The organism is Stygiolobus azoricus (assembly GCF_009729035.1).
Taxonomy (GTDB): Archaea; Thermoproteota; Thermoprotei_A; order Sulfolobales; family Sulfolobaceae; genus Stygiolobus; species Stygiolobus azoricus.
Map to the genome: position 1 here is coordinate 587,421 of NZ_CP045483.1, position 19,298 is coordinate 606,718.

Sequence of the window (19,298 nt, forward strand, 5' to 3'; positions counted from 1 at the left end):
CAGATAAACAAAATTCATTTTCCTCCATTATGCCAAGAAGGAACCCTTGGATTTTCTATCCTATCCCAAGTATCATAAGGTTTAATATCTAATACTGGAGTTCCGTCATACGCGTTTACACCTTTGACCGTTAACACGTTCTCTTCTATCCTTATGAGTTCAGCAACTGAGATACCAATAGGGTTTGGCCTAAATTGAGACCTAGTAGCGAAAACTCCTACCTCTCTTGAACCCCTAACTCTTTTTAGTCTGCCGTCGAAAGAGGCTAAGTGTAGGTGGTAAATTAAAATTATATGGGAAAATTCCTCGATACCTTTTAAACCTTCTTGATATTTCTTATCAATAATAACTCTTACTTGAGCGTCACGAGAGGCTGAATTGTCATCCCTTTTTATATACCCTATATAATCAAAACAGCATTTCACATGATAGTTTTTCCGTCTATAGTTTATAAAGTATTAAACTGAATGGGTCAAGTTGTCTATTCTTCCGCCATCAACTACTATTACCTGCCCAGTAATATACCTAGCTTTTTCCGACACTAAAAATGAAACCACGTGTGCAACGTCCTCAGGTTTTCCTGTAGTATGTAAAACCGTTTTATTTCTGAAGAATTCCCTTAATTTTTCAACTTCTTCCTCACTTTTTCCTCCTATTGTCATGTCAGTCTCGATCCACCCAGGTGCTACTGCATTTACTCTGATTCCGTATTTGCCTAATTCGAAAGCCAACCTTCTGGTCAGTATTATTACCCCCGCTTTAGTAATTGCATAGAATGTAGTGCCTTCTGCCGCAGTCCCTATTCCTGCGTTAGATGCAATGTTTACTATAGAGGCATTACCTGCGTTTTTAAGTAAAGGTAGGAACTCGTAAGTCGTGTATATTACTCCGTTGAGGTTAACTCTCAACATTTTGTCGTATTTTTCTTCGTCAAAATTTTCAAAGGGCATTAAATACCATAGACCGGCGTTATTCACTAATACATGCAATTTATCTGTTATCTCCTCAACTTGCTGCTTAGCTCTTCTTACTTCTTCTCTTTTTCCTACGTCACATTTTAGAGTTATAATCCCTTCTTTTTCTAGTTCCTTAGCTTTCTCCACAGAAGAGTTATAAAATATGATAGTCTTATATCCTTCTCTATTCAAAGTTTCTGCTATAGCTCTACCTATACCTCTTGATCCTCCAGTTACAAGTGCATATTTCATAACTTATCGCAAATAGAATAAAGTAAGGATATAAAAAAGAGTGATCAATTACAATATAAAAAATAGGAGAATATTTTTCACTTTTTTTCTTTATATATTTCTTAATTTTTTCAGCTAAGTCTTGATTGATCTGTTTTAGGCCATGAGCTTTTTGGGCGTGTATTTTCAAGATCTCTATAATCTCCTCCTCGCTTGAGGCTCCTCTTATTTCATACCCACAATTCATTCCTATATCGGCACAGCTAAAGTTGTACTTCTTTTTTCCGAATAGCATAAAAATACGTCAATAAAGAAGTATATCTTAGTTTATTAGAAAATTTTTAACATTTAATCCGTTATAAAAGTAAAAAATTCTAACATCAGTTTAATACTACTAAGCACGTTCTGACAATTATGAAATACAATTTCAGATGTGAAGACATAGGGATGAGTTGCGGATACGAAATAAGAGGAGCCTCTACAGAGGAAGAGTTACTAGAAGAACTGAAAATCCACGCAAAAATGTCACATAATCTGAACTCTATACCTCCGGATGTATTAGAAAAGATAAAGAGAAATATAAAGAAGGGTGGAAAGTATAGTTTTAGTTGTGCCGATGTAGGAATGAAATGCGGTTTTGAGATAATTAACGCGGATAGTGAAGAAGAACTACTGAACGAACTAGCAATTCACGCCAAACTCAGCCATAACATGACAACTATTCCACAAGATACTCTAAATGCGATAAAGTCCAAAATAAAAGTCATGTAATTTTTTTACCTCCTTCACTAATTTTGCCTTTTTATCACAGAAACTATAAAAGGTTTGATTATTGTGTAGAATTAAATCAATCATAAATGATACGAATTATCTTGCTACACATTATGACGGTTCAGCTCTCTATTACACACAGTCTATTTCACGATTAACATTGGTTATCCTTCCTACAAGGTTATATCTTTGATATTATTACATTGTTATTGGTCAGAAGATACTTCTCCAAATATAGAAAAAGAGTAAGAGAACAAAAATGATAATGACGGGTTAAGCACTCCTATGTGAATTATCTGAGAAGATAATATAGAAAGAATTATTAGTTTAGAATTAGAGCACGAAAAGAAATTATGATACTCCTTCTCTAACCTTTTTACCTTAATTCTGGAGGAAAGAACAGTTTAGCTCTGTTTAAGAGAACAGTTTTTAGATTAGCTAAGAGTGTTCTTATTTGGGATATTTGGTCTGGAAAATTTGATAGGCTTAAAATCTGATCGGCTATACTTACCATTTGCAGATCGTTTTTGTATATTTCATCTAATTGTTCCGTATAGATTTTATATCTAGCGTAAATATCAGCTCCTCCTCCTTGAGTTGAGTTTAATATTCCTATTAAAGTTCTAATTTCGGATATTGTATCCTCAATATTTTTGAGTAAAGGTGAAAAAGGTTGACTTCTTACTATTTGAGACTCAGTATTGGCCAGATTATTTATCGCAGTTTCCAACTTCATTATCGTAGCTTGTCTAACTAAGAAATCGTCTTGTCTTATTAGATCCTTAGCTTTGTAACCCCTATACCCCGGTACTAGTAATTGTAATTTTTCAAGCGGAGTTAACTCCTTAGGCATAGACTAATTATAAATTTTCAAGAAATAAATTTTACGTTTTATTAATTTGGGCTCTGCTGTTGTGAATTGGAAGTCTGATTGGTTGTTTGCTTACACCTCGTAAAATATCCTGCTGAAACGACTACGACCAATAACCCAATTACACCAAGGACTACGGACTCAACACCAGTGGTCTTAAAGCCTAGATAAATTAATATAAAACCTATACCTTCAATAGCTGGAAAAAGTACCTTGTTCCTTAATTCGCTAATCATAAGGTATTTTGACTTAATCATTCTATATAAAATTCTTCCTAATGTTCCTTTTTCTTAGGTCTGAAAGAGTGAGCGTGAGAAGGGTCATATACGCTCGACCTGATTTGATCTTTATAACGAGAGGGGTCTGCTATCTTTCCTACTAATATCATACTATCTTTTGTTATCTTCTCGGCCTTAACCTTCTGAGCTATGTCCCCTACAGTTCCGCGTATAATTTTCTGGTCTGGCCATGTAGCCTTATAAACTACAACAACGGGCATATCGTCTGGTACTCCTCCCTCTTTCAGTTCTCTAACAACTTTGTCTATAAGTTGGACTCCAGTATATATAGCCATAGAAGCCCCTTTCATCAAGTGAGGGGCATAGTCCTTTATAGAACCTTCCATGGGAACTGCTCCAGAAGCTCTAGTTATAATAACAGTCTGAGATATTTTTGGTAAGGTCAGTTCAATTCCCAAAACACTTGCTGCCCCAATTGCTGCAGTTATCCCAGGTACTAGTTCATAAGGGACTCCAGCATCTTCTAACGCCCATATCTCTTCGATCAAAGCCCCATATATGGAGAAGTCACCTGACTTCAGCCTTGCTACGAGCTTACCTTCCTTAGCCCTCTTTATCATTATATCAGTTATTTCCTCTAGTGTTAGTGAAGCAGTGTTAACTATTTCCGCATCTTTCCTTGCCCACTTTAACACTTCTGGATTGACTAGGGAACCGGCGTATAAAACTACGTCTGCTTCTTCCAACCTGTTCTTAGCTTTTACAGTTAGTAACTCCGGGTCTCCAGGTCCCGCTCCTATAAACACTACTTTACCCATTTTCACGTTTTTTCACCCCTATTATCATAGAAAAATAATCCTTATCTGAAATCGAGGGATCCCAAGGAATTATTTTCTCTCCTTCTAAATAACACCTACGAGCATAAATAAGCTTATATTGGGACTCTAGTAATGCCGTTATGTCCCGAAGATTAACATTAGCCTTTAATACTATTATAGTATCGAACTTGCCGTTAGCTTGTGATATAAGGTCTAGCCTATCCGCTGGAATAATTGCAATACCTTCGTTCCCTAATGCTATAGGTAACTTACCCTTATTTGCACAAGCTGCTATCGACGAGACCCCGGGAATTAGGTCGATTCTATCTATACAGTTAATAAATTTGGAAACTCTGTAGTAAGTACTGTAGAGAGATGGATCACCTAAAGTTACAAACGAGTTAACCCCGTCCTCAACGTTATTACAGATATCCTCCCCTATCTTTCGTAAAGAGCCCTCATCTACTTCTTTACCCATAGGGAAACCAAGAGGAACCACTTTCGCCGTTTGGGAGATATAAGGAGAAATGACGCTTAATGCCAGACTTCTGTTAGTGGTAGTTGAGTAAGGGACAAAAACTACTTTAGATAAGGAGAGAATCTTACTTGCCTTTATCGTTACTAACTCGGGGTCCCCTGGACCCAGACCTATAACAAATAACTCTTTAGTCAAGCCTTCTCACCATAAATAATGAAAACGGGATTCCTAGATATCATTGCATACCCTTTACTTGTCTTCATACCTTTCGCCACAATGATCTCTATAATCTCGGTTTTGTACCCTAGCTCTAATAACGCATTAGTCGCATTAACCGCAGTCTCTAATAGTATAGCGTCGGCAACTATTCTACCTCCTTTCTTCAGTTTTGGGTCTATAGCGTTTATTATTTCCCTTATCCTCTCCGAACCCCCACCGATAAACACGGAGTCCAGTTGCTCGTTAATTTCACTTATAGCGTCCGGAGCTTCTCCTTTTATAACTACCACGTTCTTTACGTTAAACTTTTGGAGGTTTTTCAGAGTAAGGTTATAAGCTAAATCGTCCTTTTCTATGGCGTAAACTCTACCTTCATCCCCTACTATCAACCCAGCCTCAACTGTCACACTACCAGTACCGCTTCCTACGTCTAAGAATCTAGCTCCGGTAAAGAGCCTCGCCTTTGATAGGGCTAAAACTCTGATCTCTTCTTTCGTCATTGGTATCTTCTCTTCCCTTATGAACTCCTCGTCCGGAATACCGGGTACTCTCACGGTTCATTCACCCTAGCAAGAACTTCTCCTTCCTCTGATAAGGCTATTACTTCAACACTCATTTTAGTAATGGATTTAAGCCTCTTTAACGCCCGCTCCGCGACTACTTTCATAACTTTCACTCTCTCTTCCTTATCTAGGTAAGTAAGGGCTTCTGACACTGTCAACGAGTTCGCTACTTTACGTATTTTCTCCACTTCTATACCCGCGAGGACTGAAGCGTAAGTTATGGTTTCAACCCTTGCATCACCATATTTATTATGGGTGTTCATAATTCCAGCGGCGACCTTCACTAGCTTTCCGGGTAAACTGATCAACGTCACCTTCTCGAATCCCATTTCTTCGGCGAGCTTAATAGTATCGCCCACTCTATCACCTATTTTTACCACTATATCTCCGAACATTCTTTTACCTATTTCAAAACTAACGTTTCCGGGAGCCACAACGAGACTTTTACTCCCCGAATGCTTTATGACGCAAATTTCCGTCCTAAGGTGATCCATATAGTCCTCGTCACTTACAGGGTATTCTATACCGGTAGTCCCAAGTATTGATATACCGTCTACTATACCGATTGACGGATTCATAGTATTTCTAGCGATCGTCCTTCCATTGGGAACTGATATCTCTACTTCAACGTTTTCATCCGTAACCTCTTTGACTGAAGCCTTGATCATCTCCATCGCAGTGGGACTTATAGACTTACTCCCTACCTCACCCCTCAAGCCAGGTCTAGTTATTACGCCTATTCCTTCTCCTCCCTTGATCGTAAATGATGAACTCCTTTTAGAGCAAGATACAATCTCCAACCCGTCTAAAACATCAGGATTATCTCCTGCAAACTTCCTAACAGTTGCACAATACTTGTCGTCCCTCCTTTCGTATTTATCAACGGGCACCTCTATTCTAAGTCCGATAGGAGTTGGGATCGTTACACTCTTTGGATTCTCTCCCCTAATCAAATAGATGACTGAAGCTTTAGAGGCAGCCGCAGCCGCCCCTCCGGTCGTTATTCCGAATCTTTTAAGAGTCGTTATTAAGCTCAAAGTTATACCTCCTATCATACCCTCTGGGCGTGATCATTTTACCGTTACACGTATAAGTCCTTGAATTCCCGACTATCATCGTAGTTATCATGTTTATTATTCCCTCATGCCTCTTCCAATCGGAAAGGTTTGTAATTATCACCTGCTCGTCTTCTCTATAAGCACTCTTAACAATCCCTACCGGTGTCTCGGGCTTTCTATATTCAGATATGATAGCCATAGCCCTTTCCAGTAAGGGCTTGTTTATAGGGTTATAGAGAACTATAACGAAATCTCCCTCAGCCGCTTTCTTCACTCTGTGAAGTATCTCTTCCGCTGGTACGAGTAAGTCGCTCAAGCTTATGGAAGCAAAGTCCATGGCTAATGGTGAACCCAACTTGGCTGCCGCAGCTAGAGCCGCGGTAACGCCTGGTACTATTTCGAAGTCCAAATCTAAATTGTTCTTACACATCATCTCCAATGCTGGACTCGCCATACCGTATACTTGGGGGTCTCCGCTGGAGATCAGAGAAACGACCTTGCCTTCTTGAACCTTCTGAATCGCGACCTTAGCTCTATATAATTCCTCTTTCATTCTAGCCGTTATTACTTCTTTCCCGTCTACGAGGTCTCCTATTAATTTAGCATAAGTAGTATAGGCTACTATCACGTCACTCTGCTTAATTGCTTCTACCATCCTGAACGTCCTTATAGGAGGTGCACCGGGACCCGTACCTACTATGAACAGTTTCCCTTTCATTTCATAGCCACCCTTATTAACTCGTTTACTATTGCCACGGCTATACTACTACCACCGTAAGTGCCTTTAATAACTATGGCTGGTATACCGCTTTTTATCAGCTCCTCCTTAGATTCAACTGCGTTAGTGAAACCAGGGGGAGAGGCTACTATCAGAGGTATTTCTAACGACTTCTCCTTCTGTACTCTAAGTGTCTCCACTAATGCGGTAGGTGCGTTCCCTATAACTACTATTTTTGGTGAAGTCAATCCCATCCTAATACTCGCAGCTGTCCTAGTTATACCTAATTTCTTTGCTAGCTCACCGGAAGAATCTAAGTAGTTCTCAACCTTTTTCCATCTTATCCCAGCCATTACCATTTTAACATCTGTTAGTATGGGAAGTTGAGCCTTCAAAGCTTCTATACCGCTGTTTATAGCTTCAGGAGATATGTATACTTGTTTTGATATCTCTAAGTTTCCACTAGCATATACAGCCCTACTTATAATTTCCAGCTCTTCCCCGTCTACCCCGAGATCCTCCTTAACCTTTTCCCTAATTATACTCATAGTCCTCTCCTCTATTTCCTCTGGATCCTCAATATACTCTTGCCTTTCGTCAGTATCAAACGCGTTCTTAACCCGGTAAAATAGGGCGAGCTTTACAAGTTCGGAATCAGCTAGAGGGCGTGTAAAATATACGTTTATCTCTTTGTCCTTGTATTTGGTCATTGTCCACTGATAAAACTCAGAAGCCCCTATCTCTCCCATTATGTCTTTTGCTACGTGGTTACCCCTCCCTAAAAAGGCTAAAGCAAATACAAAGTGGTCGAATCCCTTCTCAGTAAGGTCTAGGAGAAGGTTTCTCCAATTGGGCTCCGTATATTCATTATGTGATAAAAAAACTGGGACTTCAAGTTTTTCTTCGAGGTATGTAGCTAGTTTCTGCATATCTTCTACGAAAGCGTGTCTCCTTGAACCGTGAGTTATCATAATGATTGCAGATTTTTTCACAATACATGGATAGTCTATCCATATATTTAACCTTTGTTAACAGTTTTTCATGAGTTTCTTAAACAGTTGGGTACGTGTACTATTATTAGGTCACTAAACTTTAAATCGCCCTTAATTACGTCCTCGGCTTTAATTCTGTATACTTTTTCGTCAGGAAAACTCAACCTCTCCATCACGGTAAGAACTGGGTTACAGCCTATCTGTAATAGCTTTTCTGCTACTTTCCTCACTCCGTCAGGATAGGGTTCTGGAATAATCAACAAATCACGCCCGATCTCTAACGCTTTCTTTATTTCGTCATAATCTAATTCACCTCTAACGTGAAAAGTAATAAATACAATCTGAGCTAGATCTTTTCCGATTATAGCGAGAGCCCTTAGTACTGAAGGTATACCGGAAATTATAATGTATTGTACACCTTGCCTATCGCATTCCCTTTTTATCCTATTAAGGAATTGGTAATCTGAGACCATGGGATCGCCGTGGAATAACACTGCTACATCTCGTTCTCTAGCAATTCTAACTATTTCCGGAATCTGTACTTCCTGCTCTTTATAGTTAAGATAAATTAACTGTTTACCGTCCATTTTGAGAAAATCAAACCTGTCCACAACATTTCTCCAGCCTGCGATAACGTCCACTCTTTTCAAAACATTAAGTGCTTTAATTGTTATTAATTCAGGATCCCCACTACCCACACCCACAATATAAATCAAGTTACTCACCAGCTGTGGCTACTGCAACAGTGACTTCTCCTTTGTATGATATCTTCCTTAAAATCAATTTCGAATCCTTTCCCCCAGCTATGAGGGCGGAAACTTCAGCAACTCCTTTCAGCCCTAGCTCAGTGAGTTTCTCTGAAGGTGGTGTTAGACACTCGTCATTAAATGAGTTGATCTCTTCAAGGGTTACCTTCCTGAAAGGAATTCCAAGCTCTTTACTCGCAATTTCAGCCTGCTCCCTAATAGACGCTATGACCTTTACTCTTCTCTTATCAAGGGAAAGGAGATCTAAAACGTAAAATATTGCCTCCTTGATGGTTTCAGGTGAAGTCTCCTTCTTACTCCCTACTCCTATTGCGACACTCAATGGCTTCAAACACACAATGTTCTCATCATCACACCTATTGTTGTTTGTAATAATCACTGAGTACTTGCAACCATCGCCTATGACGTAATTACCTTTTACTTGCGGAGGCAGAGATGAAATTCCTTTCACGCATACTCTCTCCCCTCTTAACAGAGCTGAAGTAACTTTAACTATCGCATTGACGTTAACGACCTTAGCTATGAGTAAATTTGCAAGCTCTTCTATACTAGTTACACCCATTTGTTCACTTGCCGTAGTGATAACTAGAGTGGAGTTCAGGGCTTGGGATATCTCCCTAGCAAGATCGTTTGCGCCCCAGTGAGAACCGATAACGGGGATTACAAATTTTAACTCGTCGTCTATAGCTATCACTGCTGGATCCTTGTCCTTTCCTTGAGCGAACTTACAAATACTCCTTACCACTCCCCCCAGAGCCATTACAAAAACTAGTGCGTCATAACATTTCCATAACTTCTCCACGTTTTCTAAACTATAGCGAAATAGGGAAACGGGATAGCCCTTATTTTTTATTACGTCGGCAACCTTCTTTCCACTCTGCTCATTAGAAGCGTAAATTACTGCAATACCCCTACGCCACCACATCCACTTAAATCTAATATTAAGGAATAAATACGTTACTTTTTAAAATGTAATTAACGGAGATTCTATCTTAAAAAGAAGAAAGGGAGTTCAAAGCTAAGATAATAATTAATCAGCAAAGTAATAATTACTTCTATTTTGTCCTTTCGTCCTCTTGTTCTTGTCTCGCCATGTCTATTATTTCGGCTACCATAAATCCTGCCAATAACCAAAGCACGAAAGCTCCTAATGTCACTTCCGTACCGGAGGGAATTGAGGTTATCATAACATACATTGTGAATAACGCAGCTCCTAAAGATAGAGATATCTCTACCTTTCTCTTCTTTAGTCTCTTCAAGGATATCCTAGTTAGAGAGAAATCAGTTGCTAGGTGAACGTATAAGTTACCAAGCAAGGATACGAAACTTACAGTTAGAAAAGCATTGTACGCGTTGCCACCAAACACGATTAAGGACAGCATTACTATTAACCAATAAGCTCCCACTGTAACTAACACCGCATTGAACGGCTCTCTACCGTTCTTGAGTTCTGCGAGTTTTTCGTGGAAGAATCCGTTTACTGTCATAGCATAAATTGTTCTAGACGTAGCAAACATAAAAGTTAATGTAGCTAGTACCCCGTCGTTAATTGCAGCTAGTGTTGCAAACGCTAGTGTAGCTAAACCGAATCTATCCTGAATTAGTGTAAGGAGGGATATCGGAGAGCTTAATTGTAAGTGGTAATATATTATATGGTCTACAATAGCATAGACATCAAATGATGCTAATAGACCTCCTAATAATATTACTGTAACTATGGCCCTTGGGACTGTCTTCTTGGGGTCTTTTACCTCACCGGATAAAGGAGTTATTGAACCATATCCAGTTGGAATGCTAGAGCCGAATATAACCGCGGCAGCTAATGCGGAAAGTGGTGGGATTTTAGATACTGGATTGTAAAAGGTAAAATGAGTAGAATATAAAAACGTTATTGCTAAGAACCCCATTATTACTATTTCTAAAGTACTGGCAAACATTGCATATTTAAATGAAGGTTTCTTTCCCAATAGGGCAAATGCTGAAGACAAAACAAGGAATACAAGCGCTATTTGATAAGTGTTGAAAAATGGTAATATAGTAGAGAGTACGGCAACTGCACCTAACACATACGCGCTACCGTATAAGGCTGAATACAACAAGTAAGTCCAGCCTGTCTCAAAACCGAGACGTTTAGTTAGGGAGTAATACGAGTACGTGTAGTAGCCTCCACTCTGAGTAAACTTAGTTGAAAGTTTATATGCTACTAGACCGTTGAGTAGAACTAACAAAGTACCCAAAATAATAGCTACTGGTGCAAATGATCCACCATACGAATAAGAAGCCACGCCGTAAACTAATATGCTCAGGAAAGGTGCTTGTCCTCCAAGACTCATGAAGACTAGGTCTCTTAGCCCTATCTCTCTAGTCGGCTTTTGAACTCCTCTCTGTGACGACTTTGACATACGCTAAACTTCTTCATCACCCTTTTCACTAAAAAAACTTACTACTAAAATTTAATTAATACAAGTTATTAAGAAAAATCACTAATTATTTATCTGATATAGCAAAGAACAATAGGAGCTTATAAAAATCTAGATAATAAACACGTTTAATGGAAACAATTTTAACTACGCAAGGAGTACTATTGCCTACAGATGAAAACACTACTTATATCTACATGGACTAACATATCAACTAATGAGCAAGAGTATAATGTTGTTGACTCTAGGGGAAACGAAAATGAACACATGATAAAAGACTATAAACCTTCACTAGCAGAATATAGTTTTTTAAAGGAGGATGTAAAAGACGTTAAAATGATAATCCTATTGCCTTCTTTTCTTACGGTGCACCTAAACGACTTGCCAGACTCTTATTCCCTTCTTGAAAACTCCCTTAAGGATCTCGTAGTCCAGAAATTCCCAGCAGCAAGGGAAGCTGACGTTTATGTTTTACCATCGTCAGGAACATTCAAATCCAGTAAAAATATTATTCACATACATGACGGCGGTATCGGAAACCTTAATTTCTTTATTTACATGGATATCTATGAGGAGTTAAGGAAAGAGGATCCCGAAGTCGTAATGGTAGACCTTAGTGAAACCTCCTCCTACTTATCTTACATCACGTCAAACGCAGTTAGGCTAGCAATTGAAGATTACGCATTTAATAATAAGAAACAACTAATGCTTATTGAGTTAGCGTCAGACTTCTCAAATAGGATTGTTACTATGAGAAAGACGTTAATAAAGGACGTAAATATACACCAATATCTAACGTCTGATATTAAACTCGCTAAGGGAATGAGCACCCAAGGGAAAAGCGAGCTTTACGGTATAGGAAAGGCATTAGAATTAGGATTTCCATTAGCCCTAATATACTTACTTAGGGAAGCTGTTGATCTAGTTTCACCAGAAGAGTTCAGGAAAAAAGTCCTTGAAAGCGTACAAGTTCTAAAAAATAACGGAACTTACTCCGTAATCGCTTCCCTTAGGGCGAGTATGACCTCACCATATTACTTTATGGGTTATCATTTTGTAGAAGCCAACAGAAAACTCAGTGAAGGTGAAATAACTCTGAATAAATTAAACGAGTTAATGGATAACTATACTGGAGCAACTAGAGCGTTAATTAGGAGGGAGATCGAGATTATTAGAAAATTGAGCCAACTTGTCAAAGACGGAGAATATTTACTTGACTCTTTGATAAGGATGGGAAACACCAGAGTTCTAGACTGGCTAGATGGTAGGGTATATGAGGGGAGTAAGGTTAGATGCGAAATAACAGAGGAAGAGATGGTATCCCATGCCGGTATGGGAAGAAAGTTCACTAAGGTAAGTAAGGACGGAAACAACATAATGGCTAAATATGCAGAAGAATGTCTTGATAATATATTGTCATGGATAAAGAGTTTAGGAAGAGAAGAATAACTATCTTTACCAACCGATTTAACATTAAATAATCTTCACTACTTCGGAAATTGTAGTTAAGACGAAAGTACTTCCAAGAAATAAATATATCATAGAAGGCTTCATTTTATTAGCCAATCTAGCGAAAAAGTATCCAACAATAAGGGCGGTAAAACCGATTATGATTGAGTCAACTAAGTTTAACAACCCAACGGTAAAATAATCTATTGCTCCGCTAGTTGCCGAGAATAACATGGCTAGTGTAGCAGTTCCTATCATTTTCTTTATACACATTGTGGAAAACAGAATTATCATTACAGCTATGAACATGATACCTCCGCTGGCCCCCAAAGTTCCGGTAACTATACCTATTAACACAGCCATGAGAAAGCCTACGGGGTAGGAAAACTTACCCAAATTCACGTGCCTTAACTTTAAGCTAGGATTTTTAGACCTCCTGAAGGAAATGTAAGCCATTACACTAGTGAATATTGCAAATGTAGTTTCTAGTAATTTTTCCGGAGTTACTATAGCTATTCTTACCCCTATCTGAGCACCAGTTACAGCACCTAGAGCTAATACTGCGCTTATCCTGAAATCTACGTTTTTGTTCTGGATATAAGCTATAACTACTGATACTGTAGTTATCACGTCCACCAGCAGGCTCGAGCCTACAGCGCTCTTAAAAGACAGACCTAGATAGGATAAAGCTGGAACCACTATCAAAACACCACTAGACCCAGTTATTCCCGTTAAAGCCCCTACTCCTATCCCTATTAATATTAAGACTAAAACAAATATTATACTCAACGTGCTTCGTCCAAGATGTAATGTATTAACCTAAAAATTCTTAGTCTATTTATTTTTATAAGACTAGCTTATAGTGTTTTAAGACTAGATAGATATATGGCACTTGCACCGGAACCGTTAGAGGGCAATATAAAGTTCTACAACCTGAAAAAGCTCGAAGATTTAGGTTATGATATTTTTTCCTTACCTTACTCCTTAAGAATTCTTGTAGAAAATGTAATTAGAAACTTGGATAACAAGAAAATCACAGAGGAAGACCTTGAAAAAATTGCTAGATGGAAAGTTGGTGAAGAGTTCTCATTTATGCCTACAAGAGTAATAATGCAGGACTACACTGGCGTACCACTCCTTGTTGATCTTGCAGCCATGAGAACCGAGTTGGCTAAGAGAGGGAAAGATCCCTTGAGAGTTAATCCCATAATACAGTCTGATTTGGTCATAGACCACTCTGTTCAAGTGGACTATTACGGAACGTCTTATGCCCTAGTACTTAACATGCAGAAGGAGTTCGAAAGGAATGTGGAGAGATATACATTTCTTAAATGGGCACAAAGCAGTTTCAGAAACCTCAGAATAGTACCACCCGGTAACGGTATAATTCACCAAGTTAACCTAGAATTTCTGAGTAAAGTAGTTGACGTGAGAGAGGTTAAAGGAGAACAAGTAGCCTTCCCAGAAATAGTAATAGGAACTGATTCCCATACGACTATGGCTAACGGTGTAAGCGTCTTATCTTGGGGTGTAGGAGGGCTTGAAGCCGAGGCAGTAATGATGGGAGAGCCTTACACAATGGTAGTCCCAGAAGTAGTAGGAGTTAAACTAGAGGGAGAAGTCAGGGAAGGAGTTACCCCCACGGACGTAGTGTTATATATAACTGAAGTATTAAGAAAGAAGGGAGTAGTAGGAAAATTCGTTGAGTTCTTCGGACAGTCTCTATCAAATTTGTCCGTACCAGATAGAGCTACAATAGCTAATATGGCTCCAGAGTACGGGGCTACTGTAGGTTACTTTCCAATTGATGAAAGAACAATCAATTACTTATACGTTACCGGCAGAAACTACAAACTTGTTGAGAAATATGCAAAAATACAAGGACTATTTTACGATGGAGAGCCAAAGTATACAGAGGTTGTTACGATAAACTTGTCGGATATTGAACCCTCTGCAGCCGGGCCTAAAAACCCTGATGAAAGGGTTACGCTAAAGGAGTTGAAAAAGAAAGTCCAAAAGAATAACAAGAAATCGGGAACATACGTAAAGGACAATGACGTAGTTTTAACTGCAGTAACCAGTTGTACCAACACTTCCAACCCCACATTAATGATAGGAGCTGGGATCTTGGCTAAAAAAGCCGTTCAGCTCGGGTTGAGGACTAAGCCCTATATAAAAACTAGTATGGCACCAGGTTCACCTATCGTAGTTGAGTATTTAAAGGAGGCCGATTTATTACCTTATCTTGAAGCCTTAGGATTCCACGTTGTGGGCTTTGGTTGTACTACATGTATAGGAAACGCCGGTCCCCTACCTCCTAAAATTGAGAACGACATAAAAAATAACGGTCTGGAGGTCTACGGAGTTATAAGCGGAAACAGAAACTTTGAAGGAAGGGTTAATCCTTACTTGAAGGGAGTGTTCTTAGCCTCACCAATCCTTGTGATTGCTTTTGCACTTGCTGGAAGAATTGATATTGACTTCTTTGAAGAACCGATTGATTATGATCCTAATGGAAAACCTGTCTACTTAAAGGACATTTGGCCGTCGATGAAGGAGATAGCAGATTATATGAACCTAGCGATGAACCCTGAACTCTACAAGTCGAGGTTCGATAAGATCTTCGAAGGAGACGAGAATTGGAAGAACCTCAAAGTTCCAGAGTCAGAACTGTACAACTGGGATAATAATTCAACTTACATAAGGATGCCTCCTTGGTTTTCCATCGAAACTAAATTTGGAGATATAAGGGGAGCGAGAATACTCTTGCTCTTGGGAGATAAGATCACCACAGACCACATCTCTCCAGCTGGACCAATAGACCCCAAGTCTGTAGCTGGTCAGTATCTTAAACAGCTAGGTGTTACGGAACTCAACACTTACGGTGCCAGAAGAGGAAACCACGAAGTTATGTTGAGGGGAGGTTTCGCAAATCCAAAACTTAAAAATATGTTAGTCGATCAGCCGGGAGGTTATACGAAACACTTCCCTGACGGCAAAGTTATGAGTGTATATGAAGCTTCCGAACTGTATAAGAAAGAGGGCGTTCCGCTCGTGATCGTTGCCGGTAAGCAATACGGCTCCGGAAGTTCTAGGGATTGGGCTGCTAAGGTTACCGCACTTCTAGGTGTTAAGGCCGTTCTAGCTGAATCATTTGAGAGGATACATAGGAGTAATCTGGTTGCTATGGGAGTAGTCCCAATAGAGATCCCTGACTGGAGAAGTTTAGGCATCAAGGGAGATGAAATAGTAAACATAGAGCTCAACAACCTTACTGCTAAGGGGAAAGTAAAGGTGGAATTCTTGAAGGGTGATGAAAAGATAGAGATAGAAGGCAGAGCTAGAGTTGATACAAACGTAGAACTAGAGTACATTAAAGAAGGTGGAATTTTAAAGTATGTCTTCAATAAGTTATTACATGAGGGTTAGGATTAGGGGAATTTATAGTACAGCCTTAACTTATTTATTCCTTAAATCCGGGTACACCATCGTTCAACAGACTCCTCAGATCGTTGAAAGATTCGGCATTGACGTAATTAATGAACCTGCAGATGTAACGGTAAAGGATGGAGTGGACAAAGGGGAGATAGTATCAATCGGAGAGGATATTTATGATTTTTTACGGTCTACTTTGAAGTACTCCTCCATTTGGAAGTCTCCCGTGAAACTTTATTCTGTCATCGAACCTAAAAACTGTGAATACATGGGTTATCAAGTGGAGCCGTGTATGGAGAAGGGAACTGTTATAAAGCCACCAGTTGAGGGAAAAATAGTGCTCTCACCGGTAAGGGCTGTTGGTAAAACAGCTATGGTATGGCGAGGCGAGGGAAAAACCTTCTTTTCAGAACACATTAAGGGGGAAGTCAGAGAGAAATTGCAGAGTATAAGTTCGCCCTTGAATAGAAAAGGATATAACGTTAAATGGAGAAGTAATGCAGCTTTTATGCAATATTCAGAACTAAAAAAGGAACTTGAAGAGCTCGTAATGAAGTATGAGTCTGAAGATTTTAGAAACCAAGGAGAGGAGTTCATAAGAATAATCTTGTCTCTAGAAGACAAATTATTTCTTGATGGAATAAGGAGTTTAGTAGTAAAAACAATGAAGTTTCATCATATGCTCAAATATAGTTACCACCATAATGAAGTTGACGAGGAAGAACAGAAGGAAAATCCAGATCCCTCGATATTATTACAGAAGTTAGTAAGAGATACTATGTACATAGAACACCTAAAAGCTGACGGTAAAAAATATGTACTCAAGGAAGGTAAAGTAATTTACAGCGAGATAAACAAGGACTACTATATAATTAGACTCAAAAGAGAGCTTAACGCAGGAGGACAGTATGACGGATTAGGAGTTCCGATAGAGCAAGGAGATTATGATATTGTGGAGTTCGACTCAAGACAGTGGTATCAAATACATAAATATTACAACGCTGATGGAAACCTTAAAGGAATATACGTTAACATATCAACTCCTCCTGAACTTTTGCGAGGAAAAATCAGGTATCTTGACTTAGAAGTGGACGTAGTAAAAAAGGAAAATGAAGTAAATGTAATAGACCTTGAGGAGCTGGAAAAGAAAAGAGAATTATTGGGGGAAGAATTATATAAAAAAACTATACTAACTTTGGAAAGTGTTAAAAACTTATTAGTGTCCTTCTAGTTCCTCCCTGCTAATCGGTATAATTTTCACTGTATCTTCCTTTTCGTCATATATGATTCTTACCAAATCTCCTTCTCTAATGTTGATCTTTTGCCTTATCCTTGAAGGGATCGTTACCTGGAAATTCCTAGATACTTTTACTACATCTTCAACAGGCATTCTAATCCCTTTAATATGCTTAGAACTCATGCTATAAAAATTTTATATAAAAAAACTTTGTCTCTATGACCTTAACTTCTTTGTAACCTCGCTAGACACTTCTTTCGATAATTTTTTGGTTTGTTCAGTATTACCTAGTCTTCTTGTAGTCTCTAGACTCTGTTGCAATCTCCTAGTAGTTTCCATTAACTCTATCTTTCTCGTCTGTTGGGCTAATTGCTGCATTTGCTGCAGAGTCCTAGTAGCCTCGGTTAAGTTGTTAGTACTTAAGTCTGAGGACAGCTTATTCATCAGTGCATAGTACTGGTATTCACTAAGTAGATCATTATTTATGCCACTAAGGAAAGACTGGGTATCTCTTGCTGGGGTTATTTGAATTATACTCACTTGAGAGTCAGGCCTACCACTCGCTGGATCTTCATAATTTACTTTTACCGTCATCAAATTACCAGTATAGTTTGGAGGTACTGTTACTTCTCCCAATATTCTCACAACACCTTCAATAGCCCCTAGTTTGACTGGCGGACCAGGGTAATTAAGAAGTTTTACCGGAGACTCCGATATTATGTCAACCGTTACATTTTTAGCACCTATTTCGGTTACTGCAGCTTGCGGAAGAGCATTTGCTACTTCCATAGGGTCATTAATATGGTTCAATATACCTCCACTTTTATCAGCCAAAGTCTTAAGTAATTGTTCATTATAATCGTCACCAATTCCAAATGCTATGACTTTGAATCCAGGAGGCAATGCCACCTTTTCATAAGGTGTAATATCGGTTACGTCGGTGGGTTGCCCGTCTGTTAACAATATAATGTATCCGGGCGTCTCATATTTCTTAGCGATTTCTATAGCTTTACCGAGGGCTGTGTATAGTACTGTTTGTCCTCCAGCATTAATTTGCTGGATTTGAGAGACTAAAGAGGGGGCATCAGCATACTCGCTTAGGACATTAACAGAGCTCGAGAACGTTATAAACGTTATCTTATTGCCTCTTGGAATTCTCTGAAGAAGTTCTATTGCTCCGTTTTTTGCCGTGTCTAATTTTACACCATACATCGAACCTGACGTATCTAACAGTATTATATAATGAAAACCAGTTGCAGTAGTTACCCTTTCTGGCACAATTATTATTCTGAACACTGCTCTAACTTGTGAATTGAAAGAATACTTATGGCTGACTTCCACCCTACTAGAAATAGTCATAAAAAACACCTTGTTAATTCCTTCATTCTTTAATTATCTTAATCATGGTCTGGTTTCCTAATTTTATTATAGAATTAGGTTCTATCTTTTGTTTACCTTTTACAGGTTGGAATATCTTGCCGTCATAAACATAAGTACCGTTTGTACTATTCAGATCTTCAATGTACAATTGACCATTCTCTAGAGATATTATTGCATGCCTCCTTGAAATCTCTGGATCTGGGACAATTATTACGTTTTCCGGACTTCTTCCTACCGATATCGTAGGGAATATATCAAATGATAGGGGTACTCTCTGATTTATCAGACTGGCATAAGGCGTATTAATGAATAGTATATAATACTTACCACTTGTAGGTGTCGGAGGAGCTGGAGGTATTGTTGGTGCTGGAGGTTGGGGAACTGGAGGCTGTGTTACAACTTGCTGGGTAGGCACTGGTGCTGGAGGGTTTGAAGGAGAAGCTGTCTGAGCAACAGTTGGTGAAGGTGGAGCTTGAGTTGGTTGAGGTGGTGCAACTGGAGTTGGTGGAGCTTGTGGTACTGTAGTTTGTTGAACATCAGTGGGGGCAGATTGAGAAGGTTGTTGAGTTGTTACAGATGGTTTCTGTGTACCACACTTTATACAATACAAAGCGTCATCGTCGTTTTCATAACCACATACGGGACATTTCCACGGCATGTATAATGTTTTTGTATAAAAGAGTATTTATAGTTTTA

Annotated in this window: 22 protein-coding genes; 4 read left to right on the forward strand and 18 right to left on the reverse strand. The window is 38.9% G+C overall.

The genetic code is table 11. The features are described 5' to 3' along the window. Positions 1–14: 14 nt before the first annotated feature. Genes tsaA through D1868_RS03545 form a run of 3 tightly spaced genes read right to left on the reverse strand, consistent with a single transcriptional unit; the run spans position 15 to position 1,482 of the window. Positions 15–425: a tRNA (N6-threonylcarbamoyladenosine(37)-N6)-methyltransferase TrmO gene (gene tsaA, locus D1868_RS03535; RefSeq protein WP_156005614.1), complete on the reverse strand. Its 411-nt coding sequence runs from the start codon at positions 423–425 to the stop codon at positions 15–17. Positions 426–458: 33 nt separating this feature from the next. Further along, positions 459–1,208: an SDR family oxidoreductase gene (locus D1868_RS03540; protein WP_156005616.1), complete on the reverse strand. Its 750-nt coding sequence runs from the start codon at positions 1,206–1,208 to the stop codon at positions 459–461. Next, entirely contained in the window at positions 1,165–1,482 is a 318-nt protein-coding gene (locus D1868_RS03545; RefSeq protein ID WP_156005619.1) for a DUF1059 domain-containing protein, read from the reverse strand. The genes D1868_RS03540 and D1868_RS03545 overlap by 44 nt, the downstream gene beginning before the upstream one ends. Positions 1,483–1,598: 116 nt before the next feature. Between D1868_RS03545 and D1868_RS03550 the strand changes: the two genes are divergently transcribed. Further along, positions 1,599–1,958 carry a DUF1059 domain-containing protein gene (locus D1868_RS03550; protein WP_156005622.1) on the forward strand — a complete coding sequence of 120 codons (360 nt, stop codon included), beginning with the start codon at positions 1,599–1,601 and terminating at the stop codon, positions 1,956–1,958. 376 nt (positions 1,959–2,334) lie between these two features. Here the strand turns inward: D1868_RS03550 and D1868_RS03555 are convergent, their stop codons facing one another. From D1868_RS03555 to D1868_RS03605, 11 genes are all read right to left on the reverse strand, one after another. After that, positions 2,335–2,811, reverse strand: a complete 477-nt coding sequence (locus tag D1868_RS03555) for a hypothetical protein (protein ID WP_156005625.1) — start codon at positions 2,809–2,811, stop codon at positions 2,335–2,337. A 41-nt stretch (positions 2,812–2,852) separates the two neighbouring features. Further along, on the reverse strand, positions 2,853–3,065 hold the full coding sequence (locus D1868_RS03560) for a hypothetical protein (RefSeq protein WP_156005628.1): 213 nt from the start codon (positions 3,063–3,065) through the stop codon (positions 2,853–2,855). Between the two features lie 38 nt (positions 3,066–3,103). Further along, a complete protein-coding gene (cobM, locus tag D1868_RS03565) occupies positions 3,104–3,886 on the reverse strand; it encodes a precorrin-4 C(11)-methyltransferase (RefSeq protein WP_196770297.1) in 783 nt (260 codons plus the stop codon). Further along, positions 3,879–4,559 carry a cobalt-factor II C(20)-methyltransferase gene (locus D1868_RS03570; protein WP_156005633.1) on the reverse strand — a complete coding sequence of 227 codons (681 nt, stop codon included), beginning with the start codon at positions 4,557–4,559 and terminating at the stop codon, positions 3,879–3,881. The genes cobM and D1868_RS03570 overlap by 8 nt, the downstream gene beginning before the upstream one ends. Then, complete coding sequence (cbiT, locus tag D1868_RS03575; RefSeq protein WP_156005635.1) at positions 4,556–5,137, reverse strand: precorrin-6Y C5,15-methyltransferase (decarboxylating) subunit CbiT; 582 nt, start codon at positions 5,135–5,137, stop codon at positions 4,556–4,558. Before cbiT ends, D1868_RS03570 begins: the two co-directional genes overlap by 4 nt. Beyond that, complete coding sequence (cbiD, locus tag D1868_RS03580; RefSeq protein WP_196770271.1) at positions 5,134–6,201, reverse strand: cobalt-precorrin-5B (C(1))-methyltransferase CbiD; 1,068 nt, start codon at positions 6,199–6,201, stop codon at positions 5,134–5,136. The genes cbiT and cbiD overlap by 4 nt, the downstream gene beginning before the upstream one ends. After that, the gene (locus D1868_RS03585; RefSeq protein ID WP_156005637.1) at positions 6,161–6,922 is read right to left on the reverse strand and encodes a precorrin-3B C(17)-methyltransferase; all 762 of its coding nucleotides are present in this window, start codon (positions 6,920–6,922) and stop codon (positions 6,161–6,163) included. Before D1868_RS03585 ends, cbiD begins: the two co-directional genes overlap by 41 nt. Beyond that, positions 6,919–7,914: a precorrin-8X methylmutase gene (locus D1868_RS03590; protein ID WP_231112458.1), complete on the reverse strand. Its 996-nt coding sequence runs from the start codon at positions 7,912–7,914 to the stop codon at positions 6,919–6,921. Before D1868_RS03590 ends, D1868_RS03585 begins: the two co-directional genes overlap by 4 nt. A gap of 47 nt (positions 7,915–7,961) precedes the next feature. After that, positions 7,962–8,639: a cobalt-precorrin-7 (C(5))-methyltransferase gene (locus D1868_RS03595; RefSeq protein ID WP_156005641.1), complete on the reverse strand. Its 678-nt coding sequence runs from the start codon at positions 8,637–8,639 to the stop codon at positions 7,962–7,964. Continuing rightward, positions 8,632–9,606: a cobalt-precorrin 5A hydrolase gene (cbiG, locus tag D1868_RS03600; protein WP_156005643.1), complete on the reverse strand. Its 975-nt coding sequence runs from the start codon at positions 9,604–9,606 to the stop codon at positions 8,632–8,634. The genes D1868_RS03595 and cbiG overlap by 8 nt, the downstream gene beginning before the upstream one ends. A 130-nt stretch (positions 9,607–9,736) precedes the next feature. Further along, a complete protein-coding gene (locus tag D1868_RS03605; protein WP_156005645.1) occupies positions 9,737–11,083 on the reverse strand; it encodes an APC family permease in 1,347 nt (448 codons plus the stop codon). 192 nt (positions 11,084–11,275) lie between these two features. Here D1868_RS03605 and D1868_RS03610 point away from each other — a divergent pair, with 192 nt between their 5' ends. Beyond that, positions 11,276–12,550, forward strand: coding sequence for a TM1812 family CRISPR-associated protein (locus D1868_RS03610; protein ID WP_156005647.1), 1,275 nt, complete (start codon positions 11,276–11,278; stop codon positions 12,548–12,550). A gap of 24 nt (positions 12,551–12,574) precedes the next feature. Here D1868_RS03610 and D1868_RS03615 read toward each other — a convergent pair whose 3' ends face one another. Then, entirely contained in the window at positions 12,575–13,339 is a 765-nt protein-coding gene (locus tag D1868_RS03615) for a sulfite exporter TauE/SafE family protein (RefSeq protein WP_231112459.1), read from the reverse strand. A 96-nt stretch (positions 13,340–13,435) separates the two neighbouring features. Between D1868_RS03615 and acnA the strand changes: the two genes are divergently transcribed. Then, positions 13,436–15,979 (forward strand): aconitate hydratase AcnA, encoded by a 2,544-nt coding sequence (acnA, locus tag D1868_RS03620; RefSeq protein WP_156005649.1) that lies wholly within the window; start codon positions 13,436–13,438, stop codon positions 15,977–15,979. Next, positions 15,969–17,216 carry a ribonuclease FAU-1 family protein gene (locus tag D1868_RS03625; protein WP_156007944.1) on the forward strand — a complete coding sequence of 416 codons (1,248 nt, stop codon included), beginning with the start codon at positions 15,969–15,971 and terminating at the stop codon, positions 17,214–17,216. Before acnA ends, D1868_RS03625 begins: the two co-directional genes overlap by 11 nt. Here D1868_RS03625 and D1868_RS03630 read toward each other — a convergent pair. The 3 genes from D1868_RS03630 to D1868_RS03640 form a co-directional block, all read right to left on the reverse strand. Next, complete coding sequence (locus tag D1868_RS03630; protein WP_156007945.1) at positions 17,202–17,375, reverse strand: AbrB/MazE/SpoVT family DNA-binding domain-containing protein; 174 nt, start codon at positions 17,373–17,375, stop codon at positions 17,202–17,204. The genes D1868_RS03625 and D1868_RS03630 overlap by 15 nt on opposite strands. A gap of 63 nt (positions 17,376–17,438) precedes the next feature. After that, on the reverse strand, positions 17,439–18,581 hold the full coding sequence (locus tag D1868_RS03635; RefSeq protein ID WP_156005651.1) for a vWA domain-containing protein: 1,143 nt from the start codon (positions 18,579–18,581) through the stop codon (positions 17,439–17,441). Positions 18,582–18,603: 22 nt separating this feature from the next. Then, positions 18,604–19,260: an FHA domain-containing protein gene (locus D1868_RS03640; RefSeq protein WP_156005653.1), complete on the reverse strand. Its 657-nt coding sequence runs from the start codon at positions 19,258–19,260 to the stop codon at positions 18,604–18,606. Positions 19,261–19,298 lie beyond the last annotated feature (38 nt).